13 protein-coding genes are annotated in these 20,439 nt (G+C 42.3%); 4 read left to right on the forward strand and 9 right to left on the reverse strand.

Annotated features, from left to right (window positions below):
• Positions 1–758 precede the first annotated feature (758 nt).
• Together IE080_RS16865 and dinB are read right to left on the reverse strand one after the other, a co-directional pair.
• A complete protein-coding gene (locus IE080_RS16865) occupies positions 759–3,992 on the reverse strand; it encodes a S41 family peptidase (protein WP_189585431.1) in 3,234 nt (1,077 codons plus the stop codon).
• A 148-nt stretch (positions 3,993–4,140) separates the two neighbouring features.
• Positions 4,141–5,235 carry a DNA polymerase IV gene (gene dinB, locus IE080_RS16870; RefSeq protein WP_189585434.1) on the reverse strand — a complete coding sequence of 365 codons (1,095 nt, stop codon included), beginning with the start codon at positions 5,233–5,235 and terminating at the stop codon, positions 4,141–4,143.
• Positions 5,236–5,479: 244 nt separating this feature from the next.
• On the opposite strand from dinB, the gene IE080_RS16875 reads away from it, so the two are divergent.
• Together IE080_RS16875 and IE080_RS16880 are read left to right on the forward strand one after the other, a co-directional pair.
• Complete coding sequence (locus tag IE080_RS16875) at positions 5,480–6,838, forward strand: flavin monoamine oxidase family protein (RefSeq protein WP_189585437.1); 1,359 nt, start codon at positions 5,480–5,482, stop codon at positions 6,836–6,838.
• 60 nt (positions 6,839–6,898) lie between these two features.
• Positions 6,899–8,044, forward strand: coding sequence for a carbon-nitrogen hydrolase family protein (locus IE080_RS16880; protein WP_189585440.1), 1,146 nt, complete (start codon positions 6,899–6,901; stop codon positions 8,042–8,044).
• 28 nt (positions 8,045–8,072) lie between these two features.
• Here the strand turns inward: IE080_RS16880 and IE080_RS16885 are convergent, their stop codons facing one another.
• From IE080_RS16885 to IE080_RS16905, 5 genes are all read right to left on the reverse strand, one after another.
• Positions 8,073–8,504 (reverse strand): GxxExxY protein, encoded by a 432-nt coding sequence (locus IE080_RS16885; RefSeq protein ID WP_229800702.1) that lies wholly within the window; start codon positions 8,502–8,504, stop codon positions 8,073–8,075.
• A gap of 149 nt (positions 8,505–8,653) precedes the next feature.
• A complete protein-coding gene (locus IE080_RS16890) occupies positions 8,654–11,404 on the reverse strand; it encodes a M14 family zinc carboxypeptidase (protein WP_189585443.1) in 2,751 nt (916 codons plus the stop codon).
• A gap of 166 nt (positions 11,405–11,570) precedes the next feature.
• A complete protein-coding gene (locus IE080_RS16895; protein WP_229800703.1) occupies positions 11,571–12,719 on the reverse strand; it encodes an aminotransferase class V-fold PLP-dependent enzyme in 1,149 nt (382 codons plus the stop codon).
• A gap of 134 nt (positions 12,720–12,853) precedes the next feature.
• A complete protein-coding gene (locus IE080_RS16900) occupies positions 12,854–15,112 on the reverse strand; it encodes a TonB-dependent receptor domain-containing protein (RefSeq protein ID WP_189585445.1) in 2,259 nt (752 codons plus the stop codon).
• 110 nt (positions 15,113–15,222) lie between these two features.
• The gene (locus IE080_RS16905) at positions 15,223–15,597 is read right to left on the reverse strand and encodes a hypothetical protein (RefSeq protein WP_189585448.1); all 375 of its coding nucleotides are present in this window, start codon (positions 15,595–15,597) and stop codon (positions 15,223–15,225) included.
• A 254-nt stretch (positions 15,598–15,851) separates the two neighbouring features.
• On the opposite strand from IE080_RS16905, the gene moaCB reads away from it, so the two are divergent.
• Complete coding sequence (moaCB, locus tag IE080_RS16910; protein WP_189585451.1) at positions 15,852–16,766, forward strand: bifunctional molybdenum cofactor biosynthesis protein MoaC/MoaB; 915 nt, start codon at positions 15,852–15,854, stop codon at positions 16,764–16,766.
• Positions 16,767–16,890: 124 nt separating this feature from the next.
• Here the strand turns inward: moaCB and IE080_RS16915 are convergent, their stop codons facing one another.
• On the reverse strand, positions 16,891–18,678 hold the full coding sequence (locus tag IE080_RS16915) for a hypothetical protein (RefSeq protein WP_189585456.1): 1,788 nt from the start codon (positions 18,676–18,678) through the stop codon (positions 16,891–16,893).
• Between the two features lie 514 nt (positions 18,679–19,192).
• Entirely contained in the window at positions 19,193–19,810 is a 618-nt protein-coding gene (locus tag IE080_RS16920; protein ID WP_189585458.1) for a hypothetical protein, read from the reverse strand.
• A gap of 75 nt (positions 19,811–19,885) precedes the next feature.
• Here IE080_RS16920 and IE080_RS16925 point away from each other — a divergent pair, with 75 nt between their 5' ends.
• On the forward strand, positions 19,886–20,383 hold the full coding sequence (locus IE080_RS16925; protein ID WP_189585697.1) for a CHY zinc finger protein: 498 nt from the start codon (positions 19,886–19,888) through the stop codon (positions 20,381–20,383).
• The last annotated feature ends 56 nt before the right edge of the window (positions 20,384–20,439 follow it).

Genomic DNA, 20,439 nt, shown 5'->3' on the forward strand with positions numbered 1-20,439 from the left:
GGTCAGCGCTTATACAAAAACACCTTCTTAGCATCCAATGCGACCCAATTCCGGATCGGTTGGTAAGTCCGGTAATTACTCTTTGCTACAAACATGTGACCTCTTCGAGGTCGAAATTGAAAATCATATTTCATTTCACTACCCCAAAAAACTTCACACCAAACCCAACAAATCAATCCTTTCCAATTCCGGAGCCTGCGACCAAATTTTATAAATTTATCCATACATTAATGTCAGCCACAAAAGAAATCTTTAAACCATCCTTCCGTGAAATCTGTGCCATCTGTGGACATGAAAACATTCTCCAATTGCTATCCAAATACCCCTCCGATAAAGATCTCAGGGCTGACNATTTTATTTCTACATTGTTTCGCGACAGCATATTTCAACCTTATATCGGGAAACAGATAAACGGAGATTTGCAATCTCCTAAGGAAAGCCGTCTTATTAAGGGAAATAATCCCTAAGTTTTAAAAAGATTAGCCTAGAGGATTACAAATCCTCATGTATCTACAGACCAAGATTACAAATCTGGGTCAGCGCTTATACAAAAACACCCTCTTAGCATCCAATGCGACCCAATTCTTGGTCAGTTGGTAACTCCGGTAATTACTCTATGCTACAAACATGTGACCTCTTCGAGGTCGGAATTCAGATTACACTTGAATGGATAGTAAAAAAATACCCGACAGGTAAGAAACCTGCCGGGTAGGTATTTATAAGCTAAACTAAGGGATTTTTTCACTTTCAGACATTCCTTACTTTACGTCTTTCAGTAACTCCTCCACCGCTTTCTCCAGCTGCTGGTCGATGCCTTGGTCGATTTTGCCTGGCATATTTTTTACCTCAAACTGTGGCTTGGTCTCGTTATTTTCCATCCAATTGCCTTGCTTATCCTTGGCTGAAATCGGCACAATTCCCCAACGGGCTCCATTGGGCAATGCCTCCCAACCTGCAAAGGAACAGGTTCCCGGAGTAGGCATCCCTACGGTCTTACCGATCTGCAAATCTGTATAGCCACAAGCAAAGCAATGCCCATCCGAGTAATTCGCTTCATTGAACATGGCTAGGGTTGGCTTGGTCCAGCGGAAGGTGGGTTCATAACCTACATCTCTGCCCTCTACCGCATACGTGATAAACTTCTCTCCTGTAAAGAACATGGCCAAATCGGCAACCAAGTCACCTCCACCATTGAAACGGGTATCTACAATCACCCCTTCTCTGTCATGGTACTTACCCATCATTTCCTCGTAGGTAGTTCGGAAAGGTCCATCAGACATGCCTGGGATATGTACATAGCCCAATTTCCCATCGGATAGTTTGTCCACTTCCTCTTGATTCTTACGCACCCATCTTCTGTACAATAATTGATTTTCCTCACCCAAGGAAACCGGTTTTACTGTCACCTGCTTGCGGGTATTGGTCTGTGGGTTGAATACATCCAATAGGGTGAATTTATCTGCTTTTCTATTGAGGAAAACGGCCACATCCTGATCTTTGGAAATAACCTGCCCGTCAATCTTTTCGATAATCATCCCTGGACTCAGGTCCAATCCCGCTTTGTCCAAAGGACCATTGCGAAGGATTTCCACGATTTTGATACCATCGCCGCTATGTTTGTAATCCATAAATATCCCCAAGCTAGCTGTCGCATCGGATTGGGAAACTCTTCTGGAATAGCGTGCGCCCGCGTGGGACACATTCAGTTCCCCAATCAACTCGGAAACCATCTCTGCAAACTCATAGCCATTGCCAATATGTGGCAGGTATTTTTCATAGGAATCTGCCAAAGCATCCCAATCAACCCCATGCATATCAGGAGTGTAAAACGCCCCTTTGGTTCGGATGCGGATATGGTCAAACATGGCCTTTCTTTCCAAGTCAGTATCCAAAGTCATCTCCCCTGCAATCCTGATAGGATCTCTCTTGGTTCCATTATTGGTAATTTTGGAAATAGCTCCACTTGCCAATAAATAGAGGTTCTTCATCTCCGCATCCCATTCCATAGAGCCGAAACCTGCATCCAGCTTCAATTCCATTTTCGTTTCCTTGGTACGCAAATCCGTGCTCCATAAATTCAGCCCTTTTTCAAATCTGGCCAAGTAAAACAACTTCTCCCCTTCTTTATCCAACACCGCATCACCCAAGGAAGAAGAATGAATGGTCAATTTTACCTTGCGGTAAATCAGCTCATCCCAATCGATCTTAATGTCTTCTACTTTCTTGCTGTCTTCTTTTTTATCATCGGCTTTCTTATCATCTCCTTTCTTGTTGGCCTTCTCGATTTCCTTCATCAAGTCGTAATCCTCCTTGCTGAGGTTGAATTTGTCAAAACCCTCTTTGGTCAGGAAAAGTGCGTACACATCCGCTTGAGAACCTCCACTTGTCGCCAAGCTCTTTAAACCATCTCTATTAGAAAACCAGATAATCTGCTTGCCTCCATTGACCCACTTCGGTCTGTAATCACGGAAACCATTTTGGGAGATATTTTCCATCGGGCGCTTACCCGTTACATCCAACAATACAATCTCTCCATTGGCCATGGTTGGGTTGTACTCTGCTAATAACCACTTACTGTCAGGGCTCCAAGAGAAAAACTGATCTCCATCCTGCATGTGATACAATTGAGTATCGTCCATCAAGGTGATACTGGCTTTGGTAGCTAAATCCATCACAACCAGATTCTTCCGATTCTCTACATAAGCCAACTTCTTACCATCTGGAGATAGTTTGGGTTGATATACGTCCACATCTTTGGATACCAATACTTCTTCATTCAGGAGTGTGCTGGCAAAAAAGAAAGGTTCTTCTTTTTCGCGGACACGCTTGGTCTGCAAAATCTGCCATTTGCCATCGCGCTCCGCAGCATAGATAATGGACTTCCCATCCGGAGCAAACTGCACAAATCGCTCAGCTTCCGGTGTTGTTGTAATTCGTTTTGTCAAAGCCCCATCCACAGAAGTAACAAATACTTCTCCACGAGAAATAAAAGCGATCTCTTTACCATCCGGAGACAAGGACATTTCCCGTACTTCTCCATTGATGGTAATGAAACTATCAGAATTGCTAATAGCCTGAGTGGTTAAGGATACCTCCACTAATTGAGGCTGTGCGCCCTCTCTCATCGTATACAACTGTCCATCGTAAGAAAAGCTCATCAAGCCATCACTAGCAATGCTTAGGAAGCGAACAGGGAAGTCTTTCAAATCCGTTAAGGCCTGCTTATTTGCAGGATTGGCCAAAGAAGCTTTCCAAACATTGAAGTTGCCATTTTCCTCCGATAGATAGAAAAATTCGCTACCATTGGGAGCGAAAACAGGATTCCTGTCTTCCCCATAGAAGGTGGTGAGCATTTGATGGGAATTGCTTGCTTGGTCATATACCCAAATATCACGGGCAATACCGGATTGATGCTTTTTCCTCCACTCGTTTTCCCCACCTTTTTTATCATGGTACAGCATCTTGCTACCATCCTGGGAAACAGATACATATTCGGCCGGGATGGTCCAAACTTGGTCCACACGTCCACCTTTGACAGGAACTTTATACAATTCAGGCTGAGAACCAGTTGGGTATTGTCTGTGCTCTGCCAAATCTTGACGAACACCTCCAAAAATCACATGAGCACCATCCGAAGAAAAGCTGTAAGGCATCTCATCATTGGAGTGATAGGTCAGACGGGTTGCATTCCCTCCTTGTACAGGCATGATGTACACATCAAAGTTGCCGTAGCGGTCAGAAGCAAAAGCGATACTTTGGCCATCTTTGCTCCACACCGGCATAAAATCATGCGCCTCATGGAAGGTTAACTGCACCGCCTTTCCTCCCTGGGAGGGAACGGTGTAAATATCACCCTTGTACGTAAATGCAATCAATCGTCCATCCGGTGATATGGACGGGTAGCGCAGCCACTGCGGGGCCTGCTGTGCGCTGATGCTTCCTACTGCCAACAAACAAGCTAGGAGCATGAAAAACATAGATTTCTTTTTCATAAGACAGATTTATCTCTGCGAAAATAGAAAAAAATCAACGGTCACAGCAGCAATTTTGCTGAGTGGTGCTTAGGGGATAAAAATGGTTGTGGAAAACAGGGACTAATCCTGGCAGGTTTTTGAAACCTGCCAGGATTTTCACTAAAGCTTACTCAAAACCCTCAAAATCAAAATGCAGCTGCTTTCCGAAAAGTATTTTCTCTTCTTCAATGTTTAGATTGGAAAGCCCAACACCTAATAAGCGAACAGGCATTTTCAATTCCTCTTGTTCCACTAAAGTCTGTACTGTTTCCCAAATCTTATCCATCTCGGGGTATTGCTCAAAAGTTTTGCTACGGGTCTGAATGGTGAAATCCGAATACTTGATTTTCAGCGTGACCGTTCGCCCTTTGATGCCTGTTCGCTCCATACGTTTTTTCACCTCTACCAATACCTCCTCTAAGGCTGACAGACAATCGCTAGCCGTAGGCAAATCCTGTTCGAAGGTGTTTTCCGCAGAAAGAGATTTGCGTAAGCGATTAGGCTGCACTTCGCTTTGATGGATTCCCCGGACAATATTGAAATAATGCAGTCCAGCTTTTCCAAATTTTTTGGTCAAAAATTGCAGGGAGTACTGTTTGAGATCCAAGCCATTATAAATCCCAAGTTTATTCATTTTTTCGGCTGTAACCTTCCCTACGCCATAGAACTTCTCGATAGGAAGTTTTTCCAAAAAAACCTCCGCATCCTTGGGTAAGATGACTGCCTGCCCATTGGGCTTATTGATATCAGAGGCTGTTTTGGCCAAAAACTTATTGTAAGAAATCCCTGCTGAGGCATTCAAGCCCACTTCCTCTTTGATCCGTAGTCGGATTTCCTTGGCCAGCAGGGTTGCCGAAGGATTATTCACTTTATTGACCGTCACATCCAAAAATGCCTCATCCAAAGAGAGCGGTTCGACCAAGTCCGTGTATTCGTAAAAAATATCACGAATCTGATTGGACAATTCCTTATATCGCTCAAACCGTGGCCGTACAAAAATTAACTGAGGGCATTTCAAAGCAGCCATTTTGCCTGACATGGCCGATCGCACTCCATATTTTCTGGCCTCATAGGAAGCAGCTGCCACCACTCCCCTTTCGCGGTTACCACCCACTGCCACCGGCTTCCCTATCAGGTCAGGATTATCCATCTGCTCCACGGAAGCATAAAATGCATCCATGTCCACGTGAATAATTTTCCGTATGATAGCTTCATCCTTCATTATTGGGCGGTTCTTCCTAAACCCGAAGATCGAAAAAATTCTTCAATTCCGAATTCTTCTCACGGATAAAGCAGATTGAACAGATTTTGCAAAGAAAAATGGAAAAACAAAAAACCACGAATTTTATAGGAAAGCTGTTGTAAGATTTCTCACGCTAATCGCTGAGTTTGCTAGCCTCTATCTCAATTTTTGTTTTTCATAAGTTTTTTCCTCAATTTGTTCCAAATAAACCCATTTGAACCACATGCAAGACGTACTCATCATCGGTGCAGGATTCTCCGGAATAGCAGCGGGCAAAAAGCTCCACGAAGCAGGTAAATCATTTCTGATTTTAGAGGCAAGGGATAGAATAGGTGGTCGGGTTTACACCAAACGCTGGGAAGATGGGTTTTACCTAGACTTGGGCGGACAATGGATTGGTCCAACCCAAGACCGTATGTATGAGTTATGTCAAGAATTTGGCATCGATTATTTTGAAACCTACGATACAGGGAAAAACCTACTAGACCTCAATCAACGGATTCGGAGTTTCTCAGGTCTTATCCCGAAAATGGACATCATCTCCCTCGTCAACCTTGATTGGCTGATGAAGAAGATGGAAAAAATGGCGGCATCCATTGACCCAATCAGCCCATGGTCCCATCCAAAAGCTAAGGAATACGACAGCATAAGTTTAGAAGCTTTCATTTCCCAAAACTGTAAAACGAAAGCCTGTAAAAAAGTCATCCGTCTGGCATGTGAGACAGTTTTCGCCTCTGAAATGAATGAAATCTCATTACTCCATGCCTTGTTCTACATTCGTTCGGGAACGGACCTAAATACCCTGGTCAGCATTAAAAACGGTGCCCAACTCCATCGTATCCAAGGTGGTATGGGAAGCGTCGCTGAGCGAATGTGTAAGCCTTTTGAAAATTCAATCCTATTTTCTCATGCAGTTAGCAGCGTAAAACAAAGTGATGATTCGGTAACAGTCTTTACCGAAAATAACTCTTTTACAGCTAAAAAACTGATCATTGCCATACCCCCTCCACTTGCTGCCAAAATTAATTTCAATCCCATTCTGCCCGCCAACAAAAGACAAGTCATGGACAGAATCGCCATGGGGCAGGTTGGAAAATGCTTTATGGTGTATAAGAAACCATTTTGGAGAGACAAAGGATTTAGCGGACAAGTACTAGCTGATGAACACTCACCCTTTCAAACACTTTTCGATGCTTCTCCTAAGGATGGTTCGATGGGTATAATACTAGGCTTTACTATCGCAGAGCGCTGTCGGGCATACTTCAAACTTTCGAAAGAGAACCGACAGAAAGCCATGGAAAAACAATTGGTTTCCTACTTCGGACCCGAAGCATCCAATCCCACTCGCTACGAAGATTTTACCATGACAGATGAAGCTTGGTCCAGAGGCTGTTATGCTGGATTATACCCTACTGGCGCATGGACAGGCTTCCAAGACGCTTATCGTGCAACAAACGGACATATTCATTGGGCAGGTACAGAAGCTGCTACTCGTTGGTTTGGGTATATTGAAGGAGCTGTACTGGCAGGAGAAAAGGCAGCTACCGATATCGTTTTGGCTCTCGCAGATACAGGAGATTGAGCGGATTGGGCGCGGATATTTTTTGATTGATTTTAGATGATTGAAAACAGATAAATAGGCATGAGGAAAATTTTAATTGGTTTGGGGACTTTGGTTTTGGGGTGGATGATTTGGGCGAATGTGGGGTATTCGCTTGAGGCAATTTCTACGGAACCTTATATCAGTTTGGTATCGGATATAAATCCGAATGATTCAGAAAGTTCAGCAGGAAATATTGTGGGGATTCAGCCTTACATGTTACCCTCTGACTATTTGAGTGAGGAACTGTTTTTTGAAAAAATGGACAACTATTTCACAGAAGCAGCAAAAGCTGGCTTTTTGGGAGACAAAACAATTGTCCTGCTTCCCGAATACATTGGAACTTGGCTAGTAATTGCCAATGAAAAAGTAGCGGTCAGTAAAGCCTCAACCTTAACCGGTGCCATGGCTACCTTGCTTTTGAGTAACCCCATATCGTATTTTAAAAATTACAGACTGTCCATATCTGATGAGGATAGAATAGCCTCCACCCTATTTCGTATGAAAAGTAAAGAAATGGCCCGTATTTACAGCGCAACATTTCAAAAGCTTTCCAAAACCTATGGCATTCATATCGTTGCAGGTTCTATCAATCTCCCAGGAGCTGAGGTCATTGATGGTAAGTTAACTGTCAACCCAGAAAAACCAATCCACAACACCTCATTTATCTTCATCCCAACTGGAGAAATCCTTCCCTATGCAGTCGAAAAAGCCTTTCCTATTGACTCTGAGAAGCCATTTGTCACTGCCGCCAATCCTACGAATATCCCAACAATCACATTACCAATCGGCAAAATCGGAGTACTCGTATGTGCGGACTCTTGGTACCCTGAATCTTATCAAGCCATACAACAAGCAGACATTATCTTGGTCAATTCCTATTGTGCTGGAAATGGAGCAATGACTATTCTCTGGTCCGGATACAACGGCGCTCCTGCCCCATCAGATGTGGACCCTTCAGATATAGGAACCATCACCGAACAGGAAGCATGGAAAAAATACGCCCTCCCAGGCCGCATCTCCTCCACCCAAGCCCGTCACGGAGCCAATATCTTCCTCCGTGGCCAACTCTGGGACCTCGGCACTGATGGGCAGCCATTTTTTATACACCATGGAAAGTTGATAGAAACAATATATGCAGATCAAGGAGGAATCTGGAATTTATCTCTCGCAGATACAGGGGATTGAACAGATTAAGCGCAGATTTGATTTTTTTTCAATGATTTGGTTCTCTTGTGTTGATAATTCGGATGATGCTTTTTTTACTGACTAACTCATGAGTATTGAAATTGACTAATATACCTAACTTAAGTTGTGAAAGCCTCAAATAGCTCAACAATTGTTTTTTGTGAACGTCATGTAATTCATCTACTGATTTTACTTCAACAATAACTTTATCTTCTACGAGTATATCAAGGCGATAATTCCCTTCTAGTTTTACTCCTCTATAAATTATGGGAAGGATGACTTGTGTTTGAACTTTCAACCCTTGTTCTTCCAACTCCAAGGCTAATGCTTTTTCATAAATTGTCTCCAATAGCCCAGGACCAAAGTGGTTATACACAGCAAATATTGCTCCTCTAATTTTGTAACTGATATCATTTTCCTCCATACCCAAAAATAGCGCATGAAAGCAGTAAAGGCTCATAAATAAGTAATTCAATAAATACTTATTTTAAGCCAATCAATGACAGCTAGAATTTTCAAAATCTGAACCAATCAATCCTATTACATAATATTTAATCTGCGCTAAATCCGCCAAATCCCCTTTATCTGCGAGAACCTTCTGCGAGAGCCTTACCTGTAATTCCAGTGCATCATTGCATTCCACACCATCGGGGCTTGATGCAGATTTAGGTATCGATGCAGGGGATCGAAGGTGAAGGCAACGATGGAGCCTTTGCCAACAGGGACTTGGAAGATGGCCCCGTGACCGATGATTTCCTGTTCGTTGCGGACCATACCGGATACTACATAGGGAGGGTTTTTGGTAGCTGTTTTTTCTTCTTTCTCCACTTTTTCTACGGTAGGCATACCCAAAATCGGACCTTCATAAGGAACCTCATCCTTCAACTGCCCATAACCATACTGTGCCACCATGTACTGACGATTGTATTTATCAGTTTGTAACAACGGGCCATTCCCTCTAAATAGATCAAAATCCTCCGGGTAACCATACAGAATAGGGTTGACGGGATTACGGGATTTACCTCGGACAATAGAACCCGGATGAAACAAAGTAGGCGTACTTACAGGAGACAATTCCGGAATTAATCCCGCTTCTGCCATGATCGCCGACGTATTTTCTAAGGTGATCAGCATTCCACCTTCCTCCACAAACTTTTTCAGATTTTCCATACCCACAAAACCTGGTCCACCTGTCATATCCGAAGTACTGGCTGGAAAGCCATGGGAAGGAAAGTCAGCTGTTTTGGTATAGGGCATGGGGCCATATTTACTATCCACTCCATGGATAAAGTTTTTAGCATTTCCCCGAACTCTCGGTACTAAAATCACATCGTATTTAGCTCGGAGATTGCCCGCTTTTAAATCATCTTTATCAATGCTTGTGTATGGGATTTTGTTGGTGTCAAAGGTAAAGCGAGACCAACCCTCATCCTGTGTATTAAACCAAGTATGGTAAATTGAAATACGTGGTAATTGAATATCCCGTAAAGCAGCCCTCATGATTGTCACAGGTTCTGGAACCAAATCCAATCCAAAGTTTTGAGCGATTTGCTTGGCTAGTGAAGCATTGATTTTACGGATTAAGACTGTTCCTGCCGGATACAGTTTACCTTGAATTTCCGTGCTATTGGGCAATACAAAAAACTCTGCATTCCTTGCTCCCGCTTCCACTGCATACAAAGCCGGCAACACATTTGCCTGTGCATGATAAGGAATCAAATAACTGGTAGCATCAGCAGAAACTGTACCTTCGTATCGAACACCTGCCTCCACTCTTTTCAATTCGGCAGGATTTTTTTGCAACTCCTCATGCTTTTCCACTTCTACCCCATATAGATTGGGCAAAGTCCAGGCAATCGCATCGTAAGGAGGGAATTTTGCATCTTTTGGATAGGCCGTTGGGGTCATCAAAGAAACCAGTAAGTTGCGATAAGGCTGCTCAGTCAGCGCGATATAATGGGTGTCATTTTCATGTACTTCAATCCCTTGCGCAATCAGTCGATCCGCTAGATAAGCAACCATACTAGGATCCCGTTGAGCTTTTGCAATGGAATAGGCTTTTGGACCCTCTGTTTTTCCTTTTTGAAGGCTGTTATAGCCTTTCTTGTAGAAGTTTTCTAGCAGAAGTTTGGCATTATTCGCCGCATAAGATAAGGAAGCGATCACCCCTACTTGAGTATAATTGATGTTATTCCGGAAAGACCACAATACTTGAGGAGTCGCCGGGTCAGGTCTGTACCATTCTTTGGAAGTAGCCAAATCACCTGCATAGCGTGCTGTAGATAGATCTCTCAAGTATGTATCTGCACCCGCATTTCCGTATGTTTCATAAAAGCGTCCATTGGAATTGTGATTATTGGCCACCCAAATCCCATAACCTGGCCACCAACCATCGTAAAATGCCCAAGTAAATGCTCCCGGCATTCCTTGAGCGGCTACGGCTGCCACATCATGGTTACCCATAACTTGCCACTCGCTTTGGGTAATGGGGTCCACGTAGTCATTGTAAGGTCCTGTTCCAGTGGAAATGTATAACAACGGAACCGACTCATGCAAATCCAACATTACCGTTGGATGAAACTCAAAGAATCCTTTGAAGATGCTTTTGGTAATTTCTTGGGAGATTTGTAAGCCATCCCGATTGTTGTCATGAAACACATACTTTCCCCAATAAGGCGTAGAGCGTGGAAATCCATCATCAAATTTTTCCCTACCCTTGGTATATCTGTAGTACCAATCCACCTGCTTATCCCAACCATCAGGCTCCATGATAGGGTTGATTACGGTAATAATATTTTCTCGAATCTGACGGATTTCATCATCTGTAGAAGTTACCAAGCGATAAGCTAGCTCCATCAGCATTTCTGGGGAGCCCATTTCCGTCGCATGCATTCCGCCTGACACATAATAAATAGGTTTGCTATCTTGAATGATCGCGCGAGCTTGTTCAGGGCTGGTGATTCGAGCATCCGCCAAACGAGCCGTTTGGGTTTTATAATGCTCCAATCGTTCGATACTTTTCTCATCCGCAATAATCACTAGGTAAAAGGACCTACCCTCTTCAGATTTTCCCATTTCTTGCATATGCACCATGGGAGAGGTTTCTGCCAATTTCTTGTAATACCCAAAAATCTCCTCAGAGCGATGCACATGTCCCTCTGCTCCTATGATATGTCCAAAAAACTTCAAGGGAGAAGGGATGGTAGGATGGTCCACCATATTCAATAGCTTCTCTGGCAAAAAACGGGCATCCGTAGTGTAGTCTTTGATGAGTTGGTTGTATTGCTCATCGAGTTGCTGAGCAAAAAGTGAGGTATAAATACAGAAGATGCATGCAAGGGAAAGTATTTTTCGTAGCATAAGACGTGGTATTGTTGATGATTGCAGGAAAGTACAAAAAATAATAATCGAGCAAAAACAAAATTCCTCGAAAGGTCCCTCGCTAATCAAACAGATTTAACACTGATCTAAAACTTTTAAAAATTATCTGTAATAAATCTGTTAAATCAGCAAGATCTGCGAGAGCCTATAATGATTGATGAAGAACCTTGATGAATGCTTGGATATCCTCTTGAGTATTGAATAGGTGAAGGGAAACACGGATACCTTCTCCCCTTACAGAAACATAGACTTTTGCTTCTTCCAAGTCTTTCAGAAGGTCCGTTCGCTCAATTCCACTTGGTAGGCCAATAGCAAATAGGTGTTTGGCACGATAATCCTCTTCCTCAACCCAAAATCCATGGGCTTTACAGAAGGAAATCAAGGGTCTGGCTAACTCATCCACATAAGCAGTGATCATCTCAGGAGTCCATTCCAGCAATTGGATCAGTGCAGCTTCCAGCATGGGCATCAGATTAAAACTGCTGAATTCCCCCATATTAAAACGACCGGCTCCTTCGGAATATTCGGAAGTATAATTGGTAAGTGATGCAAAATTTTCTGCATTGGCACGGTTCATCCAGGATTCTTCCAAAGGTTTTCCATGGTTATATATTTCGGAATAATAGGCCAAACCACTCGCATAAGGCCCCATCAACCATTTATAGCCTGCACAAACCAAGGCGTCTATGTTATATTTATCCACATCTATGGGCATGGCACCCACCGATTGTGTCCCATCGACTATGAAGTGACAATTATGTTTTTGACAAGCCTCTCCTATTGTTTCCAAATCAAAAATAGTCCCATCCGCCCAGTGAATGGTTGAAATGACAATCGCCGTGCAGGAATCATCTATAGCATCTATAATTTGTTGGTTCCAAACCGCAGCTCTGCCAGCCTGAATTTGAGGAGCAGATACAACTTCTAAGGATTGCCCATGCTCTGAGCACCAGCCTTCAGCTGTATAAAAACCGCTAGGAAACTCATCCGATACGACCAAAACCTTGCTTCCCTGATTAGTTGGAAGGTTTTGAATAGCAGTCATCAACCCATAACTCGCTGAAGGAATAATCGCAACCTGTGAAGCTGATGCATGAACCAACTGAGCAAACAGGCCTTTAACTCTAGCTGCAGTTGTAAAAAAATCAACCGGTTTGATTTGAGTTGGGTTGCGTTTTTTAATCAAGGCCTGATAGCCTGCCTCTTCAACCGAACGCAGCAAAGGAGACATGTAGGCGGCATTGAGGTAATGTATGTCTTCAGGTAATTGAAAGAGCTGTTTGTAGTGGGTCATGGGTATGAAGTATTAAGTCAGGCTTTTACATTCCAAACATATAAACTACCTAGCGATTTTAGATAAAAAAGTTAAAAAAGCTATTTGAGGCACGCTAAAAACGTGTGCTCAAATAGCTTCTTTTCATCTAATCATTAAGGAAACTTCAAACTGAGCATCACAAAGAAATTTCTCCCTGGTGCAAACAAGGGTCTCCTATCAGGTCCTATAGGACGGTTTAAGTGTTCATAATACGCCTGGTTGAGTAAGTTCTGAGCACCAATTTTTAGTGCTAATTGAGACGTAATCGCGTACGATGCATCCACATCTACTAGCGTAAATCCAGGAGTGGCCATTTCACCAAAGAGTACTGAAACTCTGTTTTGTGCAGTCACATGGCGTAATCGGAGCGCTGAATGCAGCTTATTGTCCAAATGATTTCCAATCAAAGCATAGCGAATGTCCAAAGGTGCAATTTCAGGAAGTGCTTCTGAGATACTAAGATTTTGACCATAAGTATAGGCAAATGCAAACTCCTGTTGCACTCCCCAACCCAAATACTGACTCAGGCTTAGTTCTAATCCTGTTTTCAACGCTCTATCGATGTTGATAAATTGCCTAACTCCAGGAGCAGAGGCTATTCTAGGGGTCAATTCTGTTCGCTCTGCTGTAATATAATCAGTCAAGTAGGCAGCAAAGGCATTAAACTCCACTTGGATTTTTTCTTTCCTATAGCCCACTACAAAATCTAATTGATTATTGGTTTCAGGTTTCAGTGCCGCATTCCCCACTAGCTCATAAGGGTCCATGCCAACTGGAAAGTAATTGATAAATCGCTCTGTCAAACTACCACTTCTCTGTACCCTAGCCAACCACACACTCAGGTTCAGTTCCTCTGTCAAGTCCTTTTTAAGTCCCATAGAAATACCAGGATTCAATTGAGTGACTTGAGTTGCTCCATTGGCTTGTTCGAATTCTGGTTCAACATCCCTCGCTACAGCGTGATTGACATCTAAGCGCCCACTCACAGAAAGCATGTATGCACCTAATGGCAAATTATAATTCACAAAAGTTCCTAATTTTTGAATCTGTGAATCCTGCCAGGCATTATCCAATACAACTCTTCCTGCCATAGGCCCCATCAAAAATTCCCTTTCCCGGATTCCTTGTGCAGACTCAGAGCGATAATCTGCCCCAGCATACATTCGTCCATTCCCTAATTTCCACAAACCTTCCGTACGTCCACCATAATTCTGAGTAAAAGCTGGTACTCGTGCATTGTTCATTCTAGGATTTAAATCTCTTAACAAATTATCCATCAGATGGTCTACTTTGGTAAGATAAATAGAAGATGTCCATGACAGTAAATTACGTTGTTGATAGGTGCGTGTATGCCTCAAGGAAGCCATCCAGGTATCATCCGAACGTAAATCCATCGCCAAACTTGGAAAATCTACGTCTCTGGCAAAATTCCTATTGACCGTCACCTGAACCAAATCTCTTCTACCCACTTTAAAATCCCCATACATTCCGACCGTTCCTCTTCTAAAATTTGCTGGCACTACATTGCCCTCACCATCTACATAATCAGTGCCTGTAGACCATGACCCCATGACTCCGATATCATGATTCTCCCCTGACACCCCTACTCTGCCCTCATGTCTCCAAATATTCCCATTACTCTCATACATAGTCGAATATCGTCCATAGACTCCATTTGGAAAGGAAAAGTTAGGATCTTCCTGTACAAAGTTGATCGTTCCACCCAACCCAATGCCGTAGCGAAGGGCATGCGGTCCCTTGAGAATTTCCACTTGCTTAATCCGGTTCAAGGCAATTTGAGAAGTTGGAGGATCCATGCGATTGGGACAGGCAGCAATTGCTGACTGAAGACCATCAATGACAACATTTAATTGCTCATACTTAAACCCTCTCATTACAGGATCAAATGCAAAAGCCCCACTTTTTCGTATCCCGTTAACAACAGGATTTTGATTTAATATAGCTCCTGCATCGTGGTGGAGACGCTCTTGATCGGATATCTTGATCCGCTGATCTTTTTCATCCGTTTGTTTTAAAGAAATTATGGTGATCGGTTGCAAATGATAGGATTGTTCCATCCGTAAAATCCTGCCCACCCCTATAGCCGATTCGAGTTCTGATGCTTTTAAAGTCCATTTACCATATAAAACATGACTAAAATGAATGGATTCTCCTGCTTGAAAGCGAAGGGTGATTTTTCCAGAATCATCTGAAATACCGGATTGATCAGCATACTGATAAGTCAATCCAATGATGGGTTCTAATGTTTGGCGATCGAGTAGCTGGATCGTTTGGGCATTAGAAAAGGTGATTGCTCCCCACAACAATAGGAGATGCAGGTATATATGCGCTTGAATTAAAGGCGAGTTCATAAGAATAATTTTGAAATTAAAGTAAGGCTTGGACAAAACTGATCCATGCTAACTCGCAGAGGAGTAGCTGGCAGGTAATTTGTCAATACACATGTGGATCTTTAAAAAAATCAGGCAGTTGGAGGATGAAAGAATTCAAGATAAGCTCCTTGAGGTTGATTGGCTGGCACGAATAAACATTCAGACCTATCAACTACTTTTCTCTGGGTTAAAAAAACCTGATTGGCAGATGTCGACAAGTACAGCATTTGTACCTCTTCAGGAATCAGCCCCTTCTTGTTGTCTTCATGATCTTTCGCTTGGTCCAAACGCTTATCCAATTCACACAATCCATCACATGCCAATTCAGGTTGCTCTTTATTTTCACAAAAGGCCTCTGCAATGGCTGCCCTATTCAAATAAAAATGCGTCTGAATCAAGGAATAGTTCATTCCTGAAAGCAGTAATAGATGTGATAGGGCTATATGTGTAAAAGACTTGAACATTTGCTACAGAGTTGCAAAATTAAATTATAAGCGTTGCTAGGATGTGATTCAGGTCACACGATATGGTTTAAAAAATATCGACAATAGTCAATTACCTTATTTTCAAGGTTTGCTTTTTCACAGTGTTGCCTTTACTTTGCCAATAAAAGTAACCTGAAATAATTTATCTTGATTCTTGCTTCTTGATTCTTGTTTTTTATTAATCTCGGTTATTGAATCCTGAAACTTCTCCCATATAAATCCATCCTCTAATAATGGTCAACATAACCCATAAATCCCCCACCCTTCGCAAAGCCATTGCTCAGGCAATTGTCAAGGTTAGTACACAAACTACTATAGACGCCATCGTAGAAAAAAAAGTACCCAAGGGAGATGTGTTTGAAATGGCAAAAGTAGCTGGCTTATTTGCAGCCAAGAGAACTGCCGATATGATTCCTGATTGCCATCCACTCCCGATAGAATTCACCGCTATCAGTTATGAAATCAAGGAATTAGAGGTTTATGTCTATGTAGAAATCCACACCATTTATAAAACAGGGGTTGAAGTTGAGGCCATGCATGCAGCTTCTGTGGTAGCCTTGACTATGTACGACATGCTCAAGCCTATTGATAAACAAATTAGTATTGAGCAGATCAAATTGGTTGAAAAAAAAGGCGGAAAAACAGATTTTTCAAAAGATAAGCATACTAACCTAAAGGCAGCGATAGTTGTATGTTCAGATTCAATCACCGCAGGCAAAGCTGAGGACCGAGCAGGAAAAGTGATCATCCAAAAACTGGAGAACCACGGAATTGAAGTTCCATATTATTTGGCCGTTTCAGATGAAGTAGAGCAGATACAGCGTCAATTGAAGCAATACCTTGCTGAAAAAGTGGACTTAGTCATCTTCACCGGTGGTACTGGACTTTCCCCTAGGGATGTGACACCAGAAGCTATCAGACCATTATTGGAAAAAGAGGTTCCTGGTATAGAAGAGGCTATCCGCTCCTATGGTCAACAAAGAACCCCCTACTCCATGCTTTCACGCTCAGTTGCTGGATTGATCGGAAACACCCTAGTGCTTGCACTTCCTGGTTCTACCAAAGGCGCAGAAGAATGCATGGATGCCATTTTCCCGGCTGTTCTTCATGTGTTTAAGGTAATGGAGGGGTCTAAGTTTAGGCATTAAGGAAGTAAAAATAATACAAAGGGAAGCCTCCAATAGATTTGAATTATAGATCCATAAAAAACCAAACCATCAATAGGGTTTGGTTTTTTATGAATGAAACCCAAAGGATTTATTCGCTTTTGGATTAAGCTATCGCAGGAACCAAGCCCTTCACCTCATCCTCCAAGGCTTGCAATTGTGCCTTAAAGCTGTTCATCACTTCTTCCGTGTCCATACTCCATTGGTTTGCTAGCTTTTTATAGTAATTCATTCCATCAAGCAAATTCCCTTTAAACTTTTCCAAATAGCTCGTGTATTTGGCAGTTTGTTCAGGCAAGGTTTTTTCCATCTCTTTTTGAAGATGCTGCACATAGAGCTGCAATTCTTTGATAAATACATGTGGACGCTCAGGGTCAAGTGGCAATTGCAACTTTCCGTAGATATGACCAACCATTTCTTTCAAGCTATAGATACCTTTAAAATAAGCCAAATTAGGGCCTGGGCAAATAGTTACCGCCTTCAAATTTCGTGCGGGAACTTCTCCTGCATGTAAGATGGCTGGGGCACTCAATCCCTCACATAAACAGTCCTTTTCCAGTACTTCCGTCACTTCCTGTTGGGAAACTTCTCCTGCATTGAATTGCTTCAATTTTAGGTTTTGGTATTCTCGGGAAGCTGTACAAATTGGTTTATCTGAATACTCTGTACTAAATGCCAAAAACTTCTTGTAACATGGGCTTCCTGGCCTGTTTTTTTCGATCCTTGCTTTCCGCTGATCTTCCCCAGTGCTCGTTCTCAAGTTATTGAAAGGCACTCCTAGAGGTGAAGCATGACTTAAGTAGAAGTCTGATTTTTTAGCTTCAATGATTCGTTGGAGGGTTTCATCATCCACACTCGTCGCTTCCGGCACTAAGAGGAAAGGGCTTCCCCAACCGGTTCCATCCAAGGCATAATGGTTCAATAAAAACTCATTCTCTTCGGCATTCCCCAAACCTCCTTGGTAGGTAATTTTGGGAAGGGTATCATCTTTAATCAAGAAACGACCTTTGCTTAAAAGCGCTTGGTTGCATCCTTCTCGAAGTAAATCAGCCAATGACTGCTTATTGGCTTTAAACTCTTCCAAAATCGGTCCTGCCAAAATTCCATCCGTAGCAAATGCATGCCCTCCACAATTTAAACCAGATTCAATTCTGAACTCGTTGACCCATATCCCTTTTTTGGCTAAAAATCTTCCCTGAATCATAGCCGAGCGATAATCCGAAACTTTCAAAATCACTCCTTTGGCAATGTTTCCTGCTTTATCTGGAAAAAAATCCTCAAATTCTTCCAAATAACTGTAAAGCGCAGGATTCAAGCCAGCGGAAAACACCACATTTCCTCTGACCTTACTTTTAGCAAAACCTCTTAAAGCCGCCAATGCATCAGAGTATTCACGAGGAAGAACCTCACCTGTCTTGGTTCGGTTAATCTTATCCACCTTCGTCATGATATTGACATCGATGTTTCCAGCTTGGATGAATGTTCTCAATTGCTTTTGAAGATCCAATTGTTCCTCTCCATTTGCTTCCAGCATTTGTCGGTACATGACCGCATAGGCATGATTACTCGGCAAGAGTTCAAAAAAATCATGAATAGTCGACGATGATTCAAAATCTTCTGCTCTCAATTGCTCCACTTGTTGATCCACCAAATCTTGCAGAAGGTCCAAATAGGCAGTTACGCGTTTGGCTCGATGATCTTCATCTTTTTCCAAAATAGGAATGTAAGGAACTGCATATTTTCGGGAATAAATCCGTCGCATTTCCTCCAGTAGATGGTCATCTACGATTGACACGACAGAGGTGATTCCAAATTTGGCTACTTTCAAAGGAGAGTCAATGGTAAATCCCAATCCCATTACAGGGATATGAAACTGATGCAAAGCGTTATTCATGGCACTAATTGATTGTATGGAATAAAAACACAGCTACAAAGGAGAGACATATCTCCGAGATAAAAGATGATATTCATCAGGCTTTTGAAAAAGTTTGGATTTTTACACAAACGGACAGCTACTCTGTAAGATCGTCCGAAATCGTGCATGCTCAAAGTCAAAACTCCCTTTATTTGCTCTCTGCAATTATTTAGTAGCCATGGCATTGAATTTGGACTAGTATTTAAAAAACTCAGACAATGCTCACGTTCCTCCTGTGGTTAATCCTCTGCATCCTCTGTTGGCCAGTCGCCCTGCTGGCATTGATTCTTTATCCCTTGGTTTGGCTACTGTTGCTCCCCTTCCGCTTATTGGGATTTGCTGTCAATCTTTCCTTGAATCTTATTCAGAATTTGGTAATGTTGCCATTTCGATTGATTCGGTGATTTTTTTTACCAATCCAATTTGAAAGCATTTGACATGAGAAGTTACTCTTCTCTATTAATCCCAAAAAGAACGAAAGCAGTTTTAATTATCAATTCACAGCCATAAAAATCTGCTGAAACAAAGCCTCCACTTCCTTCCGGACCACACGGGCATCGAGTTGATTGTTTTGAAAATGCTTAGACTTGACTTCAATACTAGCTAAAGGAATGGCGCCATCAGTTTGATACAAGGTATATTTTGTCCATGTAAGATGCTCTGGATCTGGAATCAGTCCTGGTGAACCTGCAAACGGAGCTCCCATCGCCTCATTGTACTGAAGCTGGGATCCGAGTCCGGAAAAACGTGCAGGCTTTCTGTTGACAACTTGCATCTCCAAATAATAGCTAACGCCCAAGTTATCATTCAACCGTTGGATATTTCTCTTCAAAGAAAAATCATTGATCAAAGCTGCCTTTAACTCAAAATCATGTTCGTCAATATCCAAAATATCCTGAAATCCCCGCATACGTACGGCTGCTATCATGGATTCACGCACTGCTTTAAAATCCGATTGCGAAAGATTTTGAGGAAAGCTTAGCATAATTGACTCTTGAATCCTGAGATCAATGAATGGTTGAACATCCACCTTATTCAAGGCTAAGATTTGCCCCCGGGGAGTGCATGCAACTAAATTTACTATAAATAAAAATCCAACGATATACCGCATGTACGTGCTCTGATTAGTTGACAAATTTACGTGAAAAAGCTTTTATCTTTGTATCTATCCCAAAGAACACCTTGCATGTACCGTACTTCTGTTGTCGCCTTTCTTTTGTTTTTCTTACTTGGAGTAAACATCAAAAGCCATAGTCAAAATGAAACCAAACCACTCTTCAACATCATAGAAATCGAGGGCATTACTGTTTTTGGCAAATCGATAGACAACCAAACCAGATGCGTGCATTGGCACTCTGCTTTGGATGTGATTGCTATTAAGTTCAAATGCTGTGACAAGTACTACCCTTGTTTCTCATGCCATGAGGAAGAAGCTGACCATAAATATGAGGTATGGCCTAAAGATGCATTTGATCAAAAAGCCATTCTTTGCGGGGTCTGTGGGCATGAATTAACCATTCAGGAATACATGGATTCTAATAACTCATGCCCAAAGTGTGAAGCCAACTTTAACCCAGGATGTAGCAATCACTACCACCTCTATTTCGATGTTCCGGAAAAAAGAAAAGCAGTGGCCTATTTCGGCATAAGACAGTTGGAGAAAATTCAAAAAGAAACACGCTAATCCATCAAGTAAACGATTCCACTCATGTAATTTCCTTATCGCTCGGAACATTTCCT

The sequence above is a fragment of the Mongoliitalea lutea genome, assembly GCF_014652135.1.
Lineage (GTDB): Bacteria > Bacteroidota > Bacteroidia > Cytophagales > Cyclobacteriaceae > Mongoliitalea > Mongoliitalea lutea.

Coding starts and splice junctions, on each gene's coding strand:
- IE080_RS16890 (WP_189585443.1), bottom strand. CDS start 11,404: ATGCTACGAAAAATACTTTCCCTTGCATGCATCTTCTGTATTTATACC.
- IE080_RS16895 (WP_229800703.1), bottom strand. CDS start 12,719: ATGACCCACTACAAACAGCTCTTTCAATTACCTGAAGACATACATTAC.
- IE080_RS16905 (WP_189585448.1), bottom strand. CDS start 15,597: ATGTTCAAGTCTTTTACACATATAGCCCTATCACATCTATTACTGCTT.
- IE080_RS16880 (WP_189585440.1), top strand. CDS start 6,899: ATGAGGAAAATTTTAATTGGTTTGGGGACTTTGGTTTTGGGGTGGATG.
- IE080_RS16885 (WP_229800702.1), bottom strand. CDS start 8,504: ATGAGCCTTTACTGCTTTCATGCGCTATTTTTGGGTATGGAGGAAAAT.
- IE080_RS16875 (WP_189585437.1), top strand. CDS start 5,480: ATGCAAGACGTACTCATCATCGGTGCAGGATTCTCCGGAATAGCAGCG.
- IE080_RS16900 (WP_189585445.1), bottom strand. CDS start 15,112: ATGAACTCGCCTTTAATTCAAGCGCATATATACCTGCATCTCCTATTG.
- IE080_RS16920 (WP_189585458.1), bottom strand. CDS start 19,810: ATGCGGTATATCGTTGGATTTTTATTTATAGTAAATTTAGTTGCATGC.
- dinB (WP_189585434.1), bottom strand. CDS start 5,235: ATGAAGGATGAAGCTATCATACGGAAAATTATTCACGTGGACATGGAT.
- IE080_RS16865 (WP_189585431.1), bottom strand. CDS start 3,992: ATGAAAAAGAAATCTATGTTTTTCATGCTCCTAGCTTGTTTGTTGGCA.
- IE080_RS16925 (WP_189585697.1), top strand. CDS start 19,886: ATGTACCGTACTTCTGTTGTCGCCTTTCTTTTGTTTTTCTTACTTGGA.
- IE080_RS16915 (WP_189585456.1), bottom strand. CDS start 18,678: ATGAATAACGCTTTGCATCAGTTTCATATCCCTGTAATGGGATTGGGA.
- moaCB (WP_189585451.1), top strand. CDS start 15,852: ATGGTCAACATAACCCATAAATCCCCCACCCTTCGCAAAGCCATTGCT.